This is a genomic window from Spirosoma fluviale (assembly GCF_900230225.1).
GTDB lineage: Bacteria > Bacteroidota > Bacteroidia > Cytophagales > Spirosomataceae > Spirosoma > Spirosoma fluviale.
This window is the reverse complement of sequence record NZ_OCNH01000003.1, coordinates 68,472-85,121: the sequence shown is the minus strand read 5'-3', so window position 1 is coordinate 85,121 and position 16,650 is coordinate 68,472. Positions and strand designations below refer to the sequence as shown.

18 protein-coding genes are annotated in these 16,650 nt (G+C 48.4%); 6 read left to right on the top strand and 12 right to left on the bottom strand.

Annotated elements, in window-relative coordinates:
* Positions 1-305: 305 nt before the first annotated feature.
* Together CRO74_RS16640 and CRO74_RS16635 are read left to right on the top strand one after the other, a co-directional pair.
* A complete protein-coding gene (locus tag CRO74_RS16640; RefSeq protein ID WP_097127199.1) occupies positions 306-986 on the top strand; it encodes a hypothetical protein in 681 nt (226 codons plus the stop codon).
* A gap of 64 nt (positions 987-1,050) precedes the next feature.
* A complete protein-coding gene (locus CRO74_RS16635) occupies positions 1,051-2,112 on the top strand; it encodes a methyltransferase (RefSeq protein ID WP_097127198.1) in 1,062 nt (353 codons plus the stop codon).
* Here CRO74_RS16635 and CRO74_RS16630 read toward each other — a convergent pair whose 3' ends face one another.
* The 7 genes from CRO74_RS16630 to CRO74_RS32230 form a co-directional block, all read right to left on the bottom strand.
* Positions 2,113-4,008, bottom strand: coding sequence for a thiamine pyrophosphate-dependent enzyme (locus CRO74_RS16630; protein WP_245877883.1), 1,896 nt, complete (start codon positions 4,006-4,008; stop codon positions 2,113-2,115).
* A gap of 159 nt (positions 4,009-4,167) precedes the next feature.
* Complete coding sequence (locus CRO74_RS16625; RefSeq protein WP_097127197.1) at positions 4,168-4,452, bottom strand: hypothetical protein; 285 nt, start codon at positions 4,450-4,452, stop codon at positions 4,168-4,170.
* 52 nt (positions 4,453-4,504) lie between these two features.
* Positions 4,505-5,110: a DUF1684 domain-containing protein gene (locus CRO74_RS16620; protein WP_097127196.1), complete on the bottom strand. Its 606-nt coding sequence runs from the start codon at positions 5,108-5,110 to the stop codon at positions 4,505-4,507.
* Between the two features lie 180 nt (positions 5,111-5,290).
* A complete protein-coding gene (locus tag CRO74_RS16615; protein WP_097127195.1) occupies positions 5,291-5,488 on the bottom strand; it encodes a hypothetical protein in 198 nt (65 codons plus the stop codon).
* 129 nt (positions 5,489-5,617) lie between these two features.
* Positions 5,618-6,274, bottom strand: a complete 657-nt coding sequence (locus CRO74_RS16610) for a mannitol dehydrogenase family protein (protein WP_097127194.1) — start codon at positions 6,272-6,274, stop codon at positions 5,618-5,620.
* A 274-nt stretch (positions 6,275-6,548) separates the two neighbouring features.
* Positions 6,549-6,860: a hypothetical protein gene (locus CRO74_RS16605; protein ID WP_179830223.1), complete on the bottom strand. Its 312-nt coding sequence runs from the start codon at positions 6,858-6,860 to the stop codon at positions 6,549-6,551.
* Positions 6,861-6,957: 97 nt separating this feature from the next.
* A complete protein-coding gene (locus CRO74_RS32230) occupies positions 6,958-7,083 on the bottom strand; it encodes a hypothetical protein (protein ID WP_262508229.1) in 126 nt (41 codons plus the stop codon).
* A gap of 452 nt (positions 7,084-7,535) precedes the next feature.
* On the opposite strand from CRO74_RS32230, the gene CRO74_RS16600 reads away from it, so the two are divergent.
* Both CRO74_RS16600 and CRO74_RS16595 read left to right on the top strand, forming a co-directional pair.
* Complete coding sequence (locus CRO74_RS16600) at positions 7,536-8,558, top strand: LacI family DNA-binding transcriptional regulator (RefSeq protein WP_097127192.1); 1,023 nt, start codon at positions 7,536-7,538, stop codon at positions 8,556-8,558.
* A 17-nt stretch (positions 8,559-8,575) separates the two neighbouring features.
* The gene (locus CRO74_RS16595; RefSeq protein WP_097127191.1) at positions 8,576-9,619 is read left to right on the top strand and encodes an NHL repeat-containing protein; all 1,044 of its coding nucleotides are present in this window, start codon (positions 8,576-8,578) and stop codon (positions 9,617-9,619) included.
* 203 nt (positions 9,620-9,822) lie between these two features.
* Here the strand turns inward: CRO74_RS16595 and CRO74_RS16590 are convergent, their stop codons facing one another.
* Positions 9,823-12,306, bottom strand: coding sequence for a ribonucleoside-diphosphate reductase subunit alpha (locus CRO74_RS16590; protein WP_097127190.1), 2,484 nt, complete (start codon positions 12,304-12,306; stop codon positions 9,823-9,825).
* 579 nt (positions 12,307-12,885) lie between these two features.
* Between CRO74_RS16590 and CRO74_RS16585 the strand changes: the two genes are divergently transcribed.
* Positions 12,886-13,158, top strand: a complete 273-nt coding sequence (locus tag CRO74_RS16585; protein WP_097127189.1) for a type B 50S ribosomal protein L31 — start codon at positions 12,886-12,888, stop codon at positions 13,156-13,158.
* 87 nt (positions 13,159-13,245) lie between these two features.
* Positions 13,246-13,482, top strand: coding sequence for a hypothetical protein (locus tag CRO74_RS16580; protein ID WP_097127188.1), 237 nt, complete (start codon positions 13,246-13,248; stop codon positions 13,480-13,482).
* Positions 13,483-13,746: 264 nt separating this feature from the next.
* Here the strand turns inward: CRO74_RS16580 and CRO74_RS16575 are convergent, their stop codons facing one another.
* The 4 genes from CRO74_RS16575 to CRO74_RS16560 form a co-directional block, all read right to left on the bottom strand.
* On the bottom strand, positions 13,747-14,193 hold the full coding sequence (locus tag CRO74_RS16575; protein WP_097127187.1) for a hypothetical protein: 447 nt from the start codon (positions 14,191-14,193) through the stop codon (positions 13,747-13,749).
* Positions 14,194-14,274: 81 nt separating this feature from the next.
* A complete protein-coding gene (locus CRO74_RS16570) occupies positions 14,275-15,255 on the bottom strand; it encodes a hypothetical protein (protein WP_097127186.1) in 981 nt (326 codons plus the stop codon).
* 218 nt (positions 15,256-15,473) lie between these two features.
* Complete coding sequence (locus tag CRO74_RS16565; protein WP_097127185.1) at positions 15,474-15,746, bottom strand: helix-turn-helix domain-containing protein; 273 nt, start codon at positions 15,744-15,746, stop codon at positions 15,474-15,476.
* A 256-nt stretch (positions 15,747-16,002) separates the two neighbouring features.
* Positions 16,003-16,614: a trimeric intracellular cation channel family protein gene (locus CRO74_RS16560; RefSeq protein ID WP_097127184.1), complete on the bottom strand. Its 612-nt coding sequence runs from the start codon at positions 16,612-16,614 to the stop codon at positions 16,003-16,005.
* Positions 16,615-16,650 lie beyond the last annotated feature (36 nt).

The following is a 16,650-nucleotide window of genomic DNA, read 5'->3' as shown; positions in this document are numbered from 1 at the left end:
GCTTTTTTATTGCATTATATTGAGATAGCAAGACAGGCCAAAGAAAACATAAGTCCACTTAATAAATATTGAATTAGTCCTGAGTTTAATCTTAAAAAAGAAAAATACAACTCTTCATTTTATTTCTACAGACGGTTCTACTCTATCTGGCAATAGTTAAAATTTTAGAAATAGGACTAGTTAGGCACTGAAAACAAGTTATTTAACTATGTGGTATGTTGTTGTAGAAGCAACGGCTCAACTGGCTCTATCAGGACCTGACACGCTACTTCGACTACGAATATACAACCTGAAAATTGACAAGCATGAAACCGGCATCTACATTTACATTCGCCTTATTATTTGTACTTTTTTATGTTATCGGCAACGCCAAACAAATAAATCCGTTGTGGCGCTCGGGACAGATTCACTTTTGGAACAAGGTGGTTCTGGAAGGTGATATAGCTTATAATTGGTCGGCGGAGATGGTTTCCCTTCGGGAGTTGGATGGCCGAGTGCGGACGTTTTCGGCCAACCAGGTTGCTGAATTTGGCTGGTTCGACCATGAGCAGCATAAACGCCGAAATTTTGTTTCACTCACAAAGCCGCTGGATAATGAGCGCACCAGCCAGTGCTTTTTTGAGGTCTGCATGGATGGCCCATTAACGGTTGTTCGGCGGTTCAGAAAGCCCCACGGGCCGTTTAAACGTTTATTTAGTCATCCGGCTAACTCATCCGACCAGCCTACCCTCGCACAAGATACAGACCAGTTCGAGTATTTCGTTTTCGATGCGGGGCGATTATTAACGCTGAACAAGTTCCACGCTGAAATTTACGAACCCCTGATGACGACTTACCACCAGGAACTACGCCAGTATATTCTAACCCACAACATCAATGATCGGGTGCTGGCTGGCCGTCTGTTATTGATAGGCCGTTATAATTCAATGGTTCAGTACGACCCAAAAACAGCCTCCAACAAAGGTTTTTCCGGGGCTAATGACTAAACATTAACAGAGGCCAGCGTGTATCTTTGGCACCTGGCCGTTTTCAGCCAGGCCGGTTCCAACTATGTTCAACGCCCCTCAACCCGACCCCGCACCCATTACCCGCCATTTACGAGCCATGTTCGGCTCACGTTTATTACTGGCCGCCGTCCATTACCTGAACGTCTTCGAAACACTCAGCGCAGGTCCACTCGCCCTCGCCGATCTGAGCCGTCAGCTTGGGTTAAACGAACGGCCAGCCTTAACGCTGTTTCCGGCCCTCTGTGCCATGGGACTGCTTCAATGGGACGAAACCGGACGGCTTGCCCTCACGGAACTGGGCCGTTTTCTGACAGTTGATCACGTACCGAACCTGACGGGCTACACGGGTCTGGAAAAAGATGATCCGGGAGCACTCGAAATGGCAGTCCGACTCAAAAATGACGGTCCGCTCCAGATCGATGAAGGTATTTCGTTCGTGAAAGAAGGAGAAGGGCCATCGCCCATGGACGACCCGGAGCTATCCCGAAAATTTACGCTGGGTCTGGCTGGTCGCGCCCGGCATCTGTCACCTATTGTTGCGGCACATGTATCGAAGCGTGAAGGCCACTTGCTCGACGTGGCCGGGGGCACCGGCTTTTATACCTACGAATGGTTGTTGGCAAACCCCACCTCCACCGCTACCCTCTTCGACCGGCCAGCCGTACTGGCGGTAGCGGCCGAACTGCTGGACGAATTCGCCCAGAGCGGGCGGCCGGGGGCGGCACAGGTGAAGGAGCGGGTTACGTTCCTGCCGGGCGATATGCTCACGGATGAGCTGCCGCAAACGGATATTCTACTGGCGGCCAGCCTTTTTCACGACTGGCCAACATCCACCTGCCAGCTACTGGCCAACCGCTTTGCGACCGCCCTGCGCCCCGGTGGCGAACTCTGGGTCCATGACGCGTTTCTGAACGATACCCTGGATGGACCGCTGGCGGTCACGGACTATTCGGCGCAGTTGTTCTGGGTAACCAAAGGCCGGTGCTACAGCCGGGCCGAGTACCGGGCCTGGTTTACCGGGGCTGGTCTGGAACCAACCCCGACAACCATTCCGACCCAACTGGATTACAGCATGATCTGGGCGCGTAAACCCGGTATCCGTTAATTAACCCAATCCGGGAATCACATTTAGCAGGCTACGGCCTTTGGTAGCTACGGCTTCGTTGAACTGATCGGTAATCACATTTTTTATGATCTCACTGCGGTCCTTCTCCCCGCGCACGAGAGCTTTGGCGAACTCGATAGCCTGATCGGTCGTGATTTTGCCGGGCATGGGCGGCTCATTTGCGTCGACAATGGCATCGACAATAACCGGCCCCTCGTGCGCCATGGCCTGACGAATAATTGCTTCGGCGTTTTTCGGATCGTCGATGGTAAAGCCGGTTGCACCACAGGCGCGGGCGTAGGCCGCGAAGTCGATGGAGTGCAGATCGACGGCAAATTCGGGGTTACCCTCCATGACAATCTGCTCCCATTTTATCTGCCCGTAGGAGTTGTTATGGAAGATAAACACCTTGATGGGCAGCTTGTATTTGACCGCCGTTGCCAGCTCGCCCATCAGCATGGTGAAGCCGCCATCGCCCACCAGCGCCACCACCTGCTTTCCCGGATGTGCGACAGAAGCCGCAATGGCGTAGGGCAGTCCGGAAGCCATGGTAGCCAACAAACCCGAGGTCGAGAACTGCATGGTTCCCCGCATTTGAATATGCCGCGCAGCCCAGGTTGTATTGTTGCCACAGTCGCAGGTAATGATGGCGTCGTCGTTGAGTAGCGGACTCACGAGGTGCGGAACCACCTGCGGCTTCATGGGTATCACGTCCTGAGTTGCCCGCTCGGTGAGCAGCTCGTTCCAGTGTGTCATGCGTTGCTGTGATTTCTCCAGAAAGCTCTGGTCGTCCTTGCGCTTGATAAGTGGCAGCAGAGCCTGCAAAACAGCCTTACTATTCCCCATTAACCCGATCTCTACCGGCGTTCGCAGCCCGATATTGGACGGATCGATGTCAATTTGGACGGTGCGCGCCTGACCCGGTTTCGGAAAATATTCGAGATACGGAAAACGGGTACCAATCATAATGAGCGTATCGCACTCCTGCATGGCATCCTGCGATGGGGCGGTCCCCAGCAAACCCAGGCCACCCGTTGTGTGCGGGTCCGTATCGGGCACAACGCCTTTGCCCAGCAGGGCTTTGATAATTGGTCCGCCAACGGCATCGGACAGGGCCAGCACTTCGTCGCGGGCATCCAGACAACCCCGACCCGCAAAAATGACCACTTTCTCCCCGGCATTGATCAACTCGGCGGCACGGTGCAGCTGGTGAATATCAGGCACAACGTTGTGGCTCACCCGAGTCGCGCTACTATGATTAGGTATGTTAGGTTGCGACCGGATATCGTCATTGGCAGTCCATTCCTGGTAATCTTTTGGAAACGAAATATGCGTTACCGTATTCTGCCCCAGCGACGTACGAATGGCCTGATCGAGCACATTCACGACGTGATCCGGCCCCATTACCCGCTCGTTGTATGCGGCCACATCGGCGAACACCTTCACCAAATCGACATCCTGCTGATAAAATGTACCGCTTACGTCGTGGGCGGTATGCCCCGTAATGGCCAATACGGGCTGCGAATCGTACTTGGCATCGTAAAGTCCGTTGAGCAGGTGAATACCTCCACAGCCCGATGTAGCCAGACAAACGCCAAGCTTGCCCGTAAATTTCGCATAGCCGCAAGCCATAAAAGCGGCTGCTTCCTCGTGCCGCACCTGAATGAGCTTGATCTTATCCTGCCGGTTGCGCAGCGATTCATAGATGCCGTTAATGCCATCGCCGGGGAGGCTAAAAATGGTATCGACACCCCATTCCAAAAGTCGTTCGACCAGCAGGTCGGCTCCTGTTTTTGCCATGATGCTTGATGAAAAGAAAACGAGTAAATCCAGGCTTTCAACCACAACCGACGACCAGCCGAACCGCGAAGCCTGTACGTTTTCAACCACCGGCATACGACTGGTGTTTGGTAGAGGAGGAGATATTAATAAATCTTAATGGGAGAGCCGTAAAGGATGAGCGTGCGGTCTTGGCTCTGAACATCTCAGGCTTAAAACCAAAACCCACGAATGGTACGCAAAAGACGTGCATGTGAAGCTGTAAGCCAAGAGCATCTACTTACCCTTTTTGAACACGACCCGCTGCAGATTATCCACCGAATAATTTATAACGCCCTGACTTGGCTCGGCTTGTTTCCTGCCCGATGTAACTTCAAAAATCAGCTTGTCGCCGATCAGTTCGTAGGTTGACGTCAGAACAATACCCTGTGTTTCGAAGACGCTGTACAACTTGTTCCCGAACAGGTAATCAGCCAGTACCACCCCGTCCCCTTCGTCGGTGACGTATTCGTGTTTGGCGGCATCTTTCAGGCGTAGTGTGTAATCTTTGACAACCGGCAACTTAACGGAGAAATCACTTGAAGCACTGAATAGATTCTAGAGAACCAACGCGTCAATGCGCTTTCCCGTACGCTTTTTCACCTGCTTCGATGGAGACGGATAACGTATTGTTTTTGGGTGGGATCGGGCAGGGATACCCTTCCTGAAAAGCGCAGTACGGATTATAGGCTTTGTTAAAATCTATGGTTACGCGGCCATCTTTAATGTCGCCCGTACGCAGGTCGATGTAACGACCGCCCCCGTAGGTTTCTTTGCCCGAGGTGGCATCTTTAAACGGCAGGAACAGATAATCGCGATATTCGGGCATCCGAATTACGTTCAGATTCCGGTAGAGTGTCAACTGCTGCTTTTTACCATTCAGTACGAAAGAAAGCAACGCATAGGCCACGTGCGGCCTTGTTTTCCCGTTATACGTCGGCATTTCGAAGGGTTCGGCATTGGGTATGCGCTCAGCCGCAGCCGTCACCCGATAGGAGGAGTCGGGCGCATAAAACTGCACGTAGGCCAGATCTTCCTCAGCCTTTATCGGGCCACCTGCCGACGCCAGCAAGTCTTTTTTGTACGTTTCGCGGTGTTTGGCCAGTTGCCCGGCAAAAGGCGTCTGAGCTATAGAAACTGTAGTCAGCAATGAACTCAGAAGAATGAACAGGAAACGCATAGACAATCCGTTAACAATGTGCGGCCCGACCGATGACGGGTGATACGCATCAAAGATACAGTTGAAAACGTACTGAACTCAGCGAAAACTGCCGGCCCTGCTCCCGAGTTGGTCGGCTACGTACCGCTTCTATACCTTACTAATTGGCAATTCTTTCGAGCCGATTCATACGGGAGCAGGTTACGCACAAATACGTACCCGCGACAGACGAATATCGGACCGATTTAACTGACGCTGCATCTCGGTAAATACCCAGTCAATAGCTTCGTCGGGATCATTAGCGGCAACGGACAGATCTTCATCCAAACGAATATTTTGCTTCATCTCATCCAGTACATCGAAAACGACCCGGATCAACTGTTTCTTTCTGGTAGCCATAGCAATAAGGAGGTTGTTCTGTTCAGCATCTGTCAACAGCCCAAAATTAACACCTGACTACTATAGTTGTATTATATATAATAAAATAATATCATAATCTTACCAGTGGATACGATCCAGGCTCATTGGCTATCTATGCGATTCGGGTTCTTCTTCCCAAAAGGCACAGAGCGTTTGCTTCAGCGAAAAAAGCAGACCGTAGCACGCCAGTTGATGCCGGTATGACTTATAGTGCGCCACCACCTGTGGAAAAGACCGCAACTGAGCCGAAGCAAATGCCGAAACATCCAGCAGTGACAACGCATCGCCCTGGGTCAAAATTGACCAGTCGCGCTGGTTGAGTTGGGGTTCCACGACGGTATATTCCTGTCCTTTGTCGTCGACACCCGCTTGCAGGTAATGCCCGTAGGCCGCCAGCAGAAACGTCAACGACGACACGTCCTTGCCCTGTTCGAGCCGGTCGAGTAAAATAGGAATAACCAACGACGATAGTTTAGACGCGCCATCCTGGCACAACTGATCCAGCGGAATACTTTCGCCCGAATTGGCCAAATGGACCATAGACGAGTTGATATCATCTTCCGGATTAGGAGAAACAGGGACTTTGGATTTAGCTACTATTGTTAGAAAAGCGCGCACATAGGCACTAACAAAGTTGTCTTCTATGGCCTCGTGTACGGTTCGGTACCCGGCCAGAAATGCCGGATAAGCCAATACGCTGTGGGCAGCTTTGAGATTGGGGAAGCTGAGCGACTCCGTCGATACTTCCTGAGTGGTTGTGAACATACGGATTAGATGATTAAAGTTTATTGAGTCAAATCAGGAGATTGCGACACGGAAACACCGCCGGAAAGAATGGGCAGAAAGCTAACCTAGACTTTCCACGCGTGTGGAGCAGGCATGAGAGCCCTATCCTATCTCTATCCAAAGACGGCAATTGACCGATCAGTACCGGACCAAAGCCGGTAACTAATGCCTGGTTGGCAGGTAAGACCGGCCAACCAGTCAAACATGAAAAGCAGTGATTATGGCCAGTAATGGGCCGTGTAGCCTTTGCTTATTAGGCGAAGAAACTAGGGCGTCTGAACACACCCGCTGGTTGCCAGCTGGCATCCCGACGGCGTAGTGACTGAGCAATCGTAATGATCTGATCGGCCAGTTTACCCTGTTCTTCAAAGCTTCCTGTCGTGTAAATCTGCTGGCGGCCGGGCTCCCATTCGAAGAGTTCTGTTTTGTCATCGTAGATACCGACAGGTACCCGCTTTGTGTTTGTTGATAAGTTTTGCAATAGGGACATCGCTTCTGCATGGGTAGAGACCCCAATGTGATGATACTGTCCTTTAAGCATATATAAAACTGAAAAACGATTCATGGTTGTAGTCATTAATGTTTGTTGGGCAGGTTTTCTTTCCACGATCCACACTGGCCGGGATTAAAAGCCGCCTTTTGCCTTTACTCTTTTTGCTGAATTACCGGTTATTAGCCAGGAATGAACCACCAAATGGTGTCTGGTTACGGGTCAGCGCTTCAAACACATCCGCATGTTGGGTAATGAATGTCAATACGGATTTTTGCAACGACGCGCGAAAGCTCATTGCGTTTGTTTTTTCGGTATTGTTATATATGGGTTCCATTTACGTTCGCTTGTTTAGGTTCTACGCCTGAGAAGCCGTTATACGCTATCTTCTCTCATCGGTAGACCAATTTCACCTTATGTTGACTGATTCAGTTGTTCACTTTTCCGAGTCGTTTTCATTGCTTTTTTCATTGGTCAATGATATAACTTACTCGTACTAAGCCTGTTCATCCAACAGGTATATCAGCTATAAAACCCCTGGGCTGTTAGATTGGTTTAAACGTTTAAACGTGGAGAGCCCAAAATGGCCAAAGTTCTTTATATCTCCCCTTAAATACATAAGAATAATACAAATAAACTCGTATTTATATTGATTTTTCGTGATTATCCGGTCCTCACATTGATCAACTAAACGAACCTGTTGTTTAAACGATTAAATTATTAATTGGCTTTTTCTTATGTTTGTCACCTATGACCAAAAAGACATCATTGAAGGACATTGCCCAAACAGTAGGTGTTTCAACAGCCCTCGTTTCGTATGTGCTTAATAACCAAAAGGAAAACCGAATCAATAAGCTGGTGGCTAAAAAGATCAGGGAGGTGGCCAACGAACTGAACTATCGGCCCAACCAGATTGCCAGAAGTCTCAAGACAAACAAGACCTACACCATTGGGCTGGTCGTAGCCGATATATCGAACCCCTTCTCCTCCTCGCTGGCCCGAATTATCGAAGACGAAGCAGATAAACACAACTACACGGTTCTTTTTGGCAGCTCAGACGAAAAGCCGGGAAAGGCCCAAAAGCTAATCTCCACGTTGCTCAACCGCCAGGTCGATGGACTGCTGATTTTTCCATCCGAAGGGTCCGAAGTCCAACTCGCCGAACTACAGAAACAGGGCATCCCCTTTGTCCTGATTGACCGGTACTTCCCGGAACTGAAGACTAATTATGTGGCCCTGGACAATTTCGGAGCGATTCATAAAGCCATGCAGCACCTGATCGACTCCGGCTACCAGCGTATCGGCATGGTTACCTTCGATACATCGTTATTCAACCTTAACGAGCGTAAACGCGGCTATCTGGAAGCCCTGAAAGGGAACAAGATACCTTTTCGAAAAACCTGGCTGAAGGAGTTAAAACTCGATGTATCCAGCAACGAAATAACCAAAGCGGTTGACGAACTGCTGACAGGAACGAAACCTGTTGACGCCATCCTGTTTGCCTCCAACAGACTAGCCCTCTACGGCTTACAGCAAATAAATAGGCTACACCTGCGTGTTCCCGAACAGGTAGCCGTCGTGAGCATAGACCAGGCCGAATCTTACAACCTGTTCCACACACCGATCACTTACATAAAGCAACCCCTGCTGGAAATGGGTCAACTGGCAACTAAAATTCTATTGGAGAGCATTAAAAAGAACAACACCACTACACAGGCCAACCTGGAAGGCGAACTGATTATAAAGGAGTCAACCCGGCCAATAGACGACTAATAAACCCCACCTAAACAATGCGCTATATTTTGTTTTTCTTCGCCGGTCTATCATTGATGGCACGGGCGCAATCGCCTATTCCTAAACTTCCCTCGTCGCCGAACGCTATCGTAATCGACAGCAAAGACAACGTGATTATGCATGTCTATCAGGGGCGTGTGATGAAGCTGACCCCCGATGGAAAATTGTCTTACATCACCGAAGATATTCGGAAGGATATTAAGCGGGCACCTTACCCCCGTTGTAACGCCATGGCGATTGACGCCCAGGATAACATTTATATGGCCGATGAAGGCCTGATCTGGAAACTAACCCTCGATGGTAAGGTGACGCTCTTTGCCGGTGTGCCGTTTGTTAGCCGGGTCAAAGACGGTCCGTTACAAACGGCTCAGTTCAGGAGCATCGAATTCATTGAGATTGATCAGGCAGGCAACATCTACGTAGCCGAGCGTGATAACACCAACAAAGACAACCTCGGCGACTTTTACCTGATTCGAAAAATAGACGCTAATGGCATGGTGACCACCCTGGTAAACACGCGGGAAAGTACAACCCTGAAAACCAAATGGATTGCCGGTATGGGTATAGATCCTGCGGGAAATCTCTATTTGAGTGATGGCGCGGGGCGGTGCATCAAAAAGCTGGCTGTTAACGGAACGGTAACGACACTCGCCGGACTGTGCGGAAAGCGTGAATTTCACCCCGTTTATGTACAGGGCGATGTCAGCAAGGCTGAATTGATGGCCCCGCAGGATATTCTCATCAACAGTAAGGGCGATGTGATTTTCGCCGACGGACGCTTGCACCGGATCATTAAAATTGCTGAGAACAAGGTGGCGACTATAGCGGGGAACAGCATCATTCAGCCGAATAACGTAAACATGGGTGGCCGGGCACAAGAAGGCTACAAAGATGGAAAAGCGCTGACGGCCTTATTCAATTTCCCGCTGGGCTGCGACATCGCCATGGACAGTAAGCAGAACATCTATATCATCGACGGAGGAAATGACTGCATCCGCAAATTATCGGCGGATGGCATGGTGACAACAATTGCGAAGTAATGATAGCCCGTATTTTATTCTGGTCTTAACTGTACACCGACCGTCCCGGTCGGCTGAGTGGCCGTAGCTTGGTTTTACTTATATCCGCGAAAAGCAGGATAAGGCCCACACTGACATACTTCCGTAAACGCCAGTAAAACACAACTCCCGGCCCTGTTACCACAGCCGGGAGCGTAAAATTTGAATCTTAAATCTGGAAACCACTAGCTTCCGCACATTTCACAACCTTCCGGATCATCCAGCGAGCAGGTCATGGCGGCATACTGCTGTTCGAGGTCCGTTACCATTGGTACGGGTTGTGGCGTCGCGTTCTGCGCGTGGTCTTTGGCGTATTGTACGTAATCTAACGGACGCTCGACGGTCGTTACAGATTCGGCCATGACGGGCTCCAGTTGGGGCTCGGCCTGTGGCTGAACGACGGTGAACTTCACGGCGTCGGAAGCGGCTTTCGTACGCAGGTAGTACATACCCGTTTTCAGACCCGCTTTCCAGGCGTAGAAGTGCATGGATGTCAGCTTCCCGAAGTTCGAGTCCTGAATGTGAATGTTCAGCGACTGCGACTGGCAAATGTAGGCACCGCGGTCGGCAGCCATGTCGATGATGTGCTTCTGCTTGATCTCCCAAACCGTTTTGTAGAGGTCTTTGATGTTCTGCGGAATGTTCGGAATCGCCTGGATCGAGCCGTTGGCCAAAATCAAGTTGTTCTTCATGGCATCGTTCCAAAGGCCCAGTTTCACGAGGTCTTTGAGCAGATGCTTGTTCACCACCACAAACTCGCCCGACAGTACCCGGCGGGTGTAGATGTTGCTCGTGTACGGCTCAAAACATTCGTTGTTGCCCAGAATCTGCGAGGTCGAGGCCGTTGGCATCGGTGCCAGTAGCAGCGAGTTACGAACACCGTGTTCAACGACGTCTTTGCGCAGGCTTTCCCAATCCCAGCGATTCGACTTCGGCTTCACCCCCCACATATCGAACTGGAAGATACCCTGCGAGATGGGCGAACCTTTCCAGGTTTCATACGGACCGGATTCTTTGGCCTGCTCCATCGACGAAGTCATGGCACCAAAATAGATCGTTTCGAAGATATCTTCGTTCAGGCGACGCGCTTCATCCGACTCAAACGGCATCCGCAGCATAATGAACGCATCGGCTAGCCCCTGCACCCCGATACCAATTGGCCGGTGGCGCATGTTGCTCCGACGGGCTTCTTCAACCGGGTAATAATTAATGTCGATGATTTTGTTGAGGTTGCGGGTGGCCGTTTTGGTCACTTCATACAACTTCTGGTGATCGAAGCGCATAATGCCATCCGTACCGCGTGTGATGAACTTCGGCAGGGCAATGGACGCCAGATTACAAACGGCAATTTCGTCGGGGGCCGTGTACTCAATGATTTCGGTACAGAGGTTACTCGACTTGATGGTGCCCAGGTTTTTCTGGTTCGATTTTTTGTTGGCGGCATCTTTGTACAGCATGTACGGCGTGCCGGTTTCGGTTTGCGATTCCAGAATTTTGAACCACAATTCCTGCGCCTTGATCGTTTTCCGCGCACGACCTTCGCGCTCGTAACGCGTGTACAGTTCTTCGAACTCATCGCCGTAGCAATCAGCCATGCCAGGGCACTCGTGCGGGCAGAACAACGACCAGACGTCGTCATCTTCTACGCGTTTCATGAACAGATCGGGCGTCCAGAGGGCGTAGAACAGGTCGCGGGCGCGGCCTTCTTCTTTACCCGAGTTCTTTTTCAAGTCCAGGAAGTCGAAAATATCGGCGTGCCAGGGCTCCAGATAAATCGCGAACGAGCCTTTGCGCTTGCCACCGCCCTGATCGACGTAGCGGGCAGTGTCATTAAACACGCGCAGCATGGGTACAATCCCGTTGGAGGTTCCGTTGGTGCCTTTAATGTAGGTACCCGTAGCCCGAACATTATGAATGCTCAAGCCAATACCACCCGCCGATTGGGAGATTTTGGCGGTTTGTTTCAGCGTGTCATAAATACCATCGATGGAGTCATCCTTCATCGTCAGCAGGAAGCAGCTCGACATTTGTGGTTTCGGCGTACCGGCGTTGAACAGCGTGGGTGTGGCGTGAGTAAACCACTTCTCAGAAAGCAGGTTGTACGTCTCGATGGCCGAGTCGATATCTTCCTGGTGAATCCCAACCGCTACCCGCATCAGCATGTGCTGTGGCCGTTCGGCAATGCGGCCGTCGAGTTTCAGCAGGTACGATTTTTCAAGTGTTTTGTAGCCAAAGTAATCGTAGCCATAATCCCGATCGTAAATGATGGTCGAATCCAGCAGGGCGGCATGCTGGCGAACCACGTCATACACCTCTTTAGAGATCAGGGATGCATTTTCGCCGGTTTTCGGGTCTTCGTACTGATACAGTTTCTTGATGGTGCCGGAGAACGACTTGTTCGTTTCCTTATGCAGGTTCGAAATGGCGATCCGAGCCGCCAGAATAGCATAGTCCGGGTGTTTGGTGGTCATCGACGCGGCTGTTTCGGCAGCCAGATTGTCGAGTTCGGTGGTTTTAACGCCATCGTAAAGACCACTAACGACTTTCACAGCCACCTCTACCGGTTGTACATAAGCGGGATCGAGACCATAGCACAGTTTTTCGATCCGGGCCGTGATTTTGTCGAATTTAACCGACTCCCGGCGTCCATCGCGTTTGACTACAAACATGAGCGTTTGGGTTAGTGTTAATGTATGAAAAAATGATAAAATTAAAGTCTCAGACGGCCTGTTTTCAAGCTCTCCAAAGGTACTGAATTTGCCAGGTAACTTAATTGGCAGAAATATTGCTTAACCTAAATCTGTTCCCAGGACGAAGCATTAAAGTTCTTTCGAAATAGACGGAAAAGCAACCGGTAAGGTTCGGCGATTTTTACGAATCGTTGAAAGGTGCAATTCCACCCAATACATTAAGGATTTGTTAAGTCGTCAGTGTTAAGGACTTACCAATAACCCACCGAAGCGCTAGTCTAAAAATAAAAAAGATCGAATTTATTGATCGGTGCAACCGGGCTCAAGAGACCAGACGAACCGTAGAGAAAGGCAAATCAATTTTCTAAAGTTAAAAATAAAAATCCTGTCCCGGCAAGCCTTCATCAAGTCAATATTATGCAACGGTACTGATTTAGAACGTTCATAATCAACGCGTAAAAGAAGCCAAAAAAGACTTGGCTATTCGGCGCAAACCCCGTACCTTTGCAATCCTTTTCGGTCGGAAACCGAGAAGATGACAAGAAACTGAGATTAATCATGAAAAAGGGCATTCACCCGGACTACCGCGAAGTGGTATTCCACGACCTGTCGAGCGACTACAAATTTCTGACCCGCTCTACGGTTCAAACAAGAGATACAATCGAGTACGAAGGACAGACCTATCCGCTCGTTAAAATTGAAGTTAGCTCGCAGTCGCACCCGTTCTACACGGGCAAGAACGTACTGCTCGATACCGCCGGTCGTGTGGACAAGTTCCGCAAGCGCTACGGTACCAAAGACAACGCAACGCCGACCTCGACGGCCCAGTAGTCGTTAATCATCACCAACAAAAGCTCCCCCGCTGCGGTCAAACGCGACGGGGGAGTTTTGTTGTATAGTTGATAAAAACTAAAGCCTATGCTAGTCGCGGTTGAGGGTATCTATCAAAATGGCCAAGTTTACCTGCACGACAAAGTTCCGTTTGAGAATGAGACGAAGGTCATTGTCACCTTCCTGGAAGACCCGACCAAAAAGCCAGAATCCAAACGGCTAACGATGAATAATTTCTCATTCCGAAAACCGCGTGATGTGTTAAAAGACCACAAAGGCTCACTTAGCGATGAAGTTATAAAGAAACGTAGAGAGTCTTTATGAATATTTTTTTGGATACGCCCTCCCTGTTCAAGCTGTATTTTCAGGAAAGCTGTTTGTGATTTACATCACCAGCAAACACAACACTCATTTTATCTTTTTGGCAACTCACTCCCGTCTGGCTCTTATGCAGTATAGTAAAGGCAAAAGGAGCAGACATTTTCTGAGGATCACAACATCCAATTAAACAGGCCCCCAAGAGCAAAAACAAAGCTGCCGTTCGCATAATTTTGAGAATAACGTCGGCACAATATTCAGAAACCTTAGCTATTTCGGATCAATAGACGAATTTTCCAGTCTATATTTTTTATATGCATTAATAATATGCCTCCTTTTAGAAGTTATGAATAAGTATGTCTCCCCTGTTACTTTTTTAATAAAAATTCTATTGGGTACAATAAATAAATAGCTACGGCGGCTAATTTTAGCAATGTCACTAAAATTCAAATCTATTTTGTTTATTAAGTGATTATTACAAGGGAAAACGGATGAATATTTCTTATCGATTTCGCTACAGGGCGATGGGGTAAATGATAATTTTTGCTGGTTTATGTCAAAATATCCGCTGACTACAGTTTCAAATAAAAATGGTACGAACGTCATTTTGACAACCACTTTTGATTTGATCATGTCTTTCGGGATATCTTTTTCCTGACTATACACTAAATCAGACAAAAAGAGAATTATTAAGGTTAATAGAAGCCCAGTTTTCATAAAAGATAGATTTGATTAATAATATCAGATGTGAAGAGTAGCGTGATAAACCCGATTACGCCACTCTTCAAAATCTGCTAGTCAGCACTGGGCAACGGAGAATCCAACCAATGTACCAGGATAAACAGTCTGTCCGTAATCGACTATATGTAAGCAAGTATCTTGAGTAAACACATAAACAACACCTAGGATTGCACCAACTGCAGCACCGAAAGCACCTGCTGCAATAGATGTAGATGTCGTTATATCACCTGAAATTAGTATCTCAGCAGCAGCAACGATGACTATAACTGCTACGGCGACTACTACAACGGCTACAACCACTGTAACAAAGACATTTACTATATTACAAAGCCAGCATCTACGGGCGCTTGCCGCCAAACGTCCACCACTATTTACGCCTGTGAGTAGCTGTTTAACATTTTCCAAATTATCATGAAGTGGAATAGTAAATGAGAAAATCTTTGTTTTTTCATCTAATGATAAAGAAGCGTCCTTTGTTATATCGTCTTCAAAATTAGACACTAGTTGACCAACTTCGAATTTGACCGTGTTTGGATCTGTACTGCTATTCTGGTTTAGTTTGGTCTTAAGACTTGTTAAGTTTCCCCCAAACTGAATAATCTTTTTACGAACATTATCAGAAATAATAGGAGAGTTGAGTTCCGTTTTAATATTATCTAGGTTAAGACTACCAATATCGCTAGCTGAACTTCTAGCGTTTGCTAATGGCTGGCTATTAAAAAGGTTGTTAAATCGTTCATTATTTGAAAGAGAACTTGCCGTATTACGGATAACATCGTTTTCATCTTTACTAACAGTAGATATGAAATCTGCTTTTGTAGATTTAAGGTTATAGTTGCTCAATTGCATTGAACTATATAGTGCCTTAGACATTACTAAAGAATACTGCTTTGCAGTAAGAAGAGAATCTGGAGCTATATCGCCAGTATTAGTTCTTCCACAGGATAAAGCTATCAATACAAAGAGGAAGGCGCTTACTCTTTCGACAATACTAAAAGGCTTTCTTTTCGATAAAAAGTACAAGCGTAGATTTTTCATTAACTTTACTGCGTTTAGTGGTGAAACATTGAACTTCTTCAAAGCCCCGCGTCCGGTCGCCAAACTGTCGTGGGGCTTTTTCTGTGTCAAAGGTATTCGGCTGGTATACACGGCGAAAGAGGGAAAACCCCTCAATTTTGGAGAAAATTTCTCACAATCAGTTGATTAATAGTTTCACGTCAAATCAATCGTTACCTCTATGTAACTTTATTTTGTTTTTAGGGGGGGGGTAACGCCCGTAACAACTCATCATGCCATTCACGCAGGTCGCCAGCGTACTTCCGCGCAAACTGGGCCAGTTTGTGATGCCCTTGTATATTCAGTTTACGCCCAATACGTGTGCGGTAGTTCTCAACACTTTTTGGCGTTAGGGTTAGTTTTTCGGCAATCTCAGTCGTCGTTAAGTCATCGGCTACCCAAAAGAGTACTTTCCATTCGCCGGGAGTTAGATCAACCAGACCTTGACTGAAACTTTCAACTGACAGTGTCATAAGCGAGTGTGGATGTTAGCTATAGGGATAGGCACTATTTTTGGCAAAGCAATATGTAACCATATCTACCATAAATACGAATTAAAATTCAAGTCCACACAAAAACAATCTTTTCAAGCTTTTCCTGTCTGAAATCACCATTTCGCCGGACGAAATCAACCAAAAAGTTGATCATCTAGTAGTCAAAAACAAGCATTTGGGCTATTTATCAGCCTGTAAAAGGGAAAAGAAAAGACAACAATACGTTGCTTTATCGCTATCGAATCTGTGGCAACGCCCAGTTTTTACGGATGGCCACGAGCCGAAACAGCGTGATCAGGGTGACTGATGCAATAAAGGTTACGTTTGGGTCGATTGGGAGCGACCGGCCAAACAGATAGAGAAGGGCACCCGCCAGACAGGGTGTAGCGTACAGTTGCTTACTGAAAATAAGGGGGAGATCGTTGACCAGCGTATCCCGAATGACGCCCCCAAACAAGGCCGAAATAATACCCAGCAAAATAGAAGCCCAATCGTTAACGCCCAGGGCCAGCGCTTTCTGCATACCCAGTATGGTGTAAATCCCTATGCCCAGGGTATCAAAAACAAGCAGGGGCCGCTGCAAAGCCCCCAGCCACCACTTCCGGCAGAGGATAGCCAACAGAACGCTGCTCAGGATGACGATCAGGTAATTGGGATCGCGTATCCAGGCCAGCGGATGGGCTCCGATGATGATATCGCGCAGGGTACCACCGCCCACGGCCGTAACGAACCCGATAAAAAAGAGGCCAAACAGGTCGTGGTACATCTTTTTGCTGAGTGCCGATAAAGCCCCCGAAATCGCAAAGACACCCGTGCCAACCAAATCCATGATATACCAGATCGTCATAGAAGAAATGTGTTCGTTATCAGCAATTTGATTGAT

Coding starts and splice junctions, on each gene's coding strand:
- CRO74_RS16640 (WP_097127199.1), top strand. CDS start 306: ATGAAACCGGCATCTACATTTACATTCGCCTTATTATTTGTACTTTTT.
- CRO74_RS16635 (WP_097127198.1), top strand. CDS start 1,051: ATGTTCAACGCCCCTCAACCCGACCCCGCACCCATTACCCGCCATTTA.
- CRO74_RS16630 (WP_245877883.1), bottom strand. CDS start 4,008: ATGCCGGTGGTTGAAAACGTACAGGCTTCGCGGTTCGGCTGGTCGTCG.
- CRO74_RS16620 (WP_097127196.1), bottom strand. CDS start 5,110: ATGCGTTTCCTGTTCATTCTTCTGAGTTCATTGCTGACTACAGTTTCT.
- CRO74_RS16615 (WP_097127195.1), bottom strand. CDS start 5,488: ATGGCTACCAGAAAGAAACAGTTGATCCGGGTCGTTTTCGATGTACTG.
- CRO74_RS16610 (WP_097127194.1), bottom strand. CDS start 6,274: ATGTTCACAACCACTCAGGAAGTATCGACGGAGTCGCTCAGCTTCCCC.
- CRO74_RS16605 (WP_179830223.1), bottom strand. CDS start 6,860: ATGAATCGTTTTTCAGTTTTATATATGCTTAAAGGACAGTATCATCAC.
- CRO74_RS32230 (WP_262508229.1), bottom strand. CDS start 7,083: ATGAGCTTTCGCGCGTCGTTGCAAAAATCCGTATTGACATTCATTACC.
- CRO74_RS16600 (WP_097127192.1), top strand. CDS start 7,536: ATGACCAAAAAGACATCATTGAAGGACATTGCCCAAACAGTAGGTGTT.
- CRO74_RS16595 (WP_097127191.1), top strand. CDS start 8,576: ATGCGCTATATTTTGTTTTTCTTCGCCGGTCTATCATTGATGGCACGG.
- CRO74_RS16590 (WP_097127190.1), bottom strand. CDS start 12,306: ATGTTTGTAGTCAAACGCGATGGACGCCGGGAGTCGGTTAAATTCGAC.
- CRO74_RS16585 (WP_097127189.1), top strand. CDS start 12,886: ATGAAAAAGGGCATTCACCCGGACTACCGCGAAGTGGTATTCCACGAC.
- CRO74_RS16580 (WP_097127188.1), top strand. CDS start 13,246: ATGCTAGTCGCGGTTGAGGGTATCTATCAAAATGGCCAAGTTTACCTG.
- CRO74_RS16575 (WP_097127187.1), bottom strand. CDS start 14,193: ATGAAAACTGGGCTTCTATTAACCTTAATAATTCTCTTTTTGTCTGAT.
- CRO74_RS16570 (WP_097127186.1), bottom strand. CDS start 15,255: ATGAAAAATCTACGCTTGTACTTTTTATCGAAAAGAAAGCCTTTTAGT.
- CRO74_RS16565 (WP_097127185.1), bottom strand. CDS start 15,746: ATGACACTGTCAGTTGAAAGTTTCAGTCAAGGTCTGGTTGATCTAACT.
- CRO74_RS16560 (WP_097127184.1), bottom strand. CDS start 16,614: ATGACGATCTGGTATATCATGGATTTGGTTGGCACGGGTGTCTTTGCG.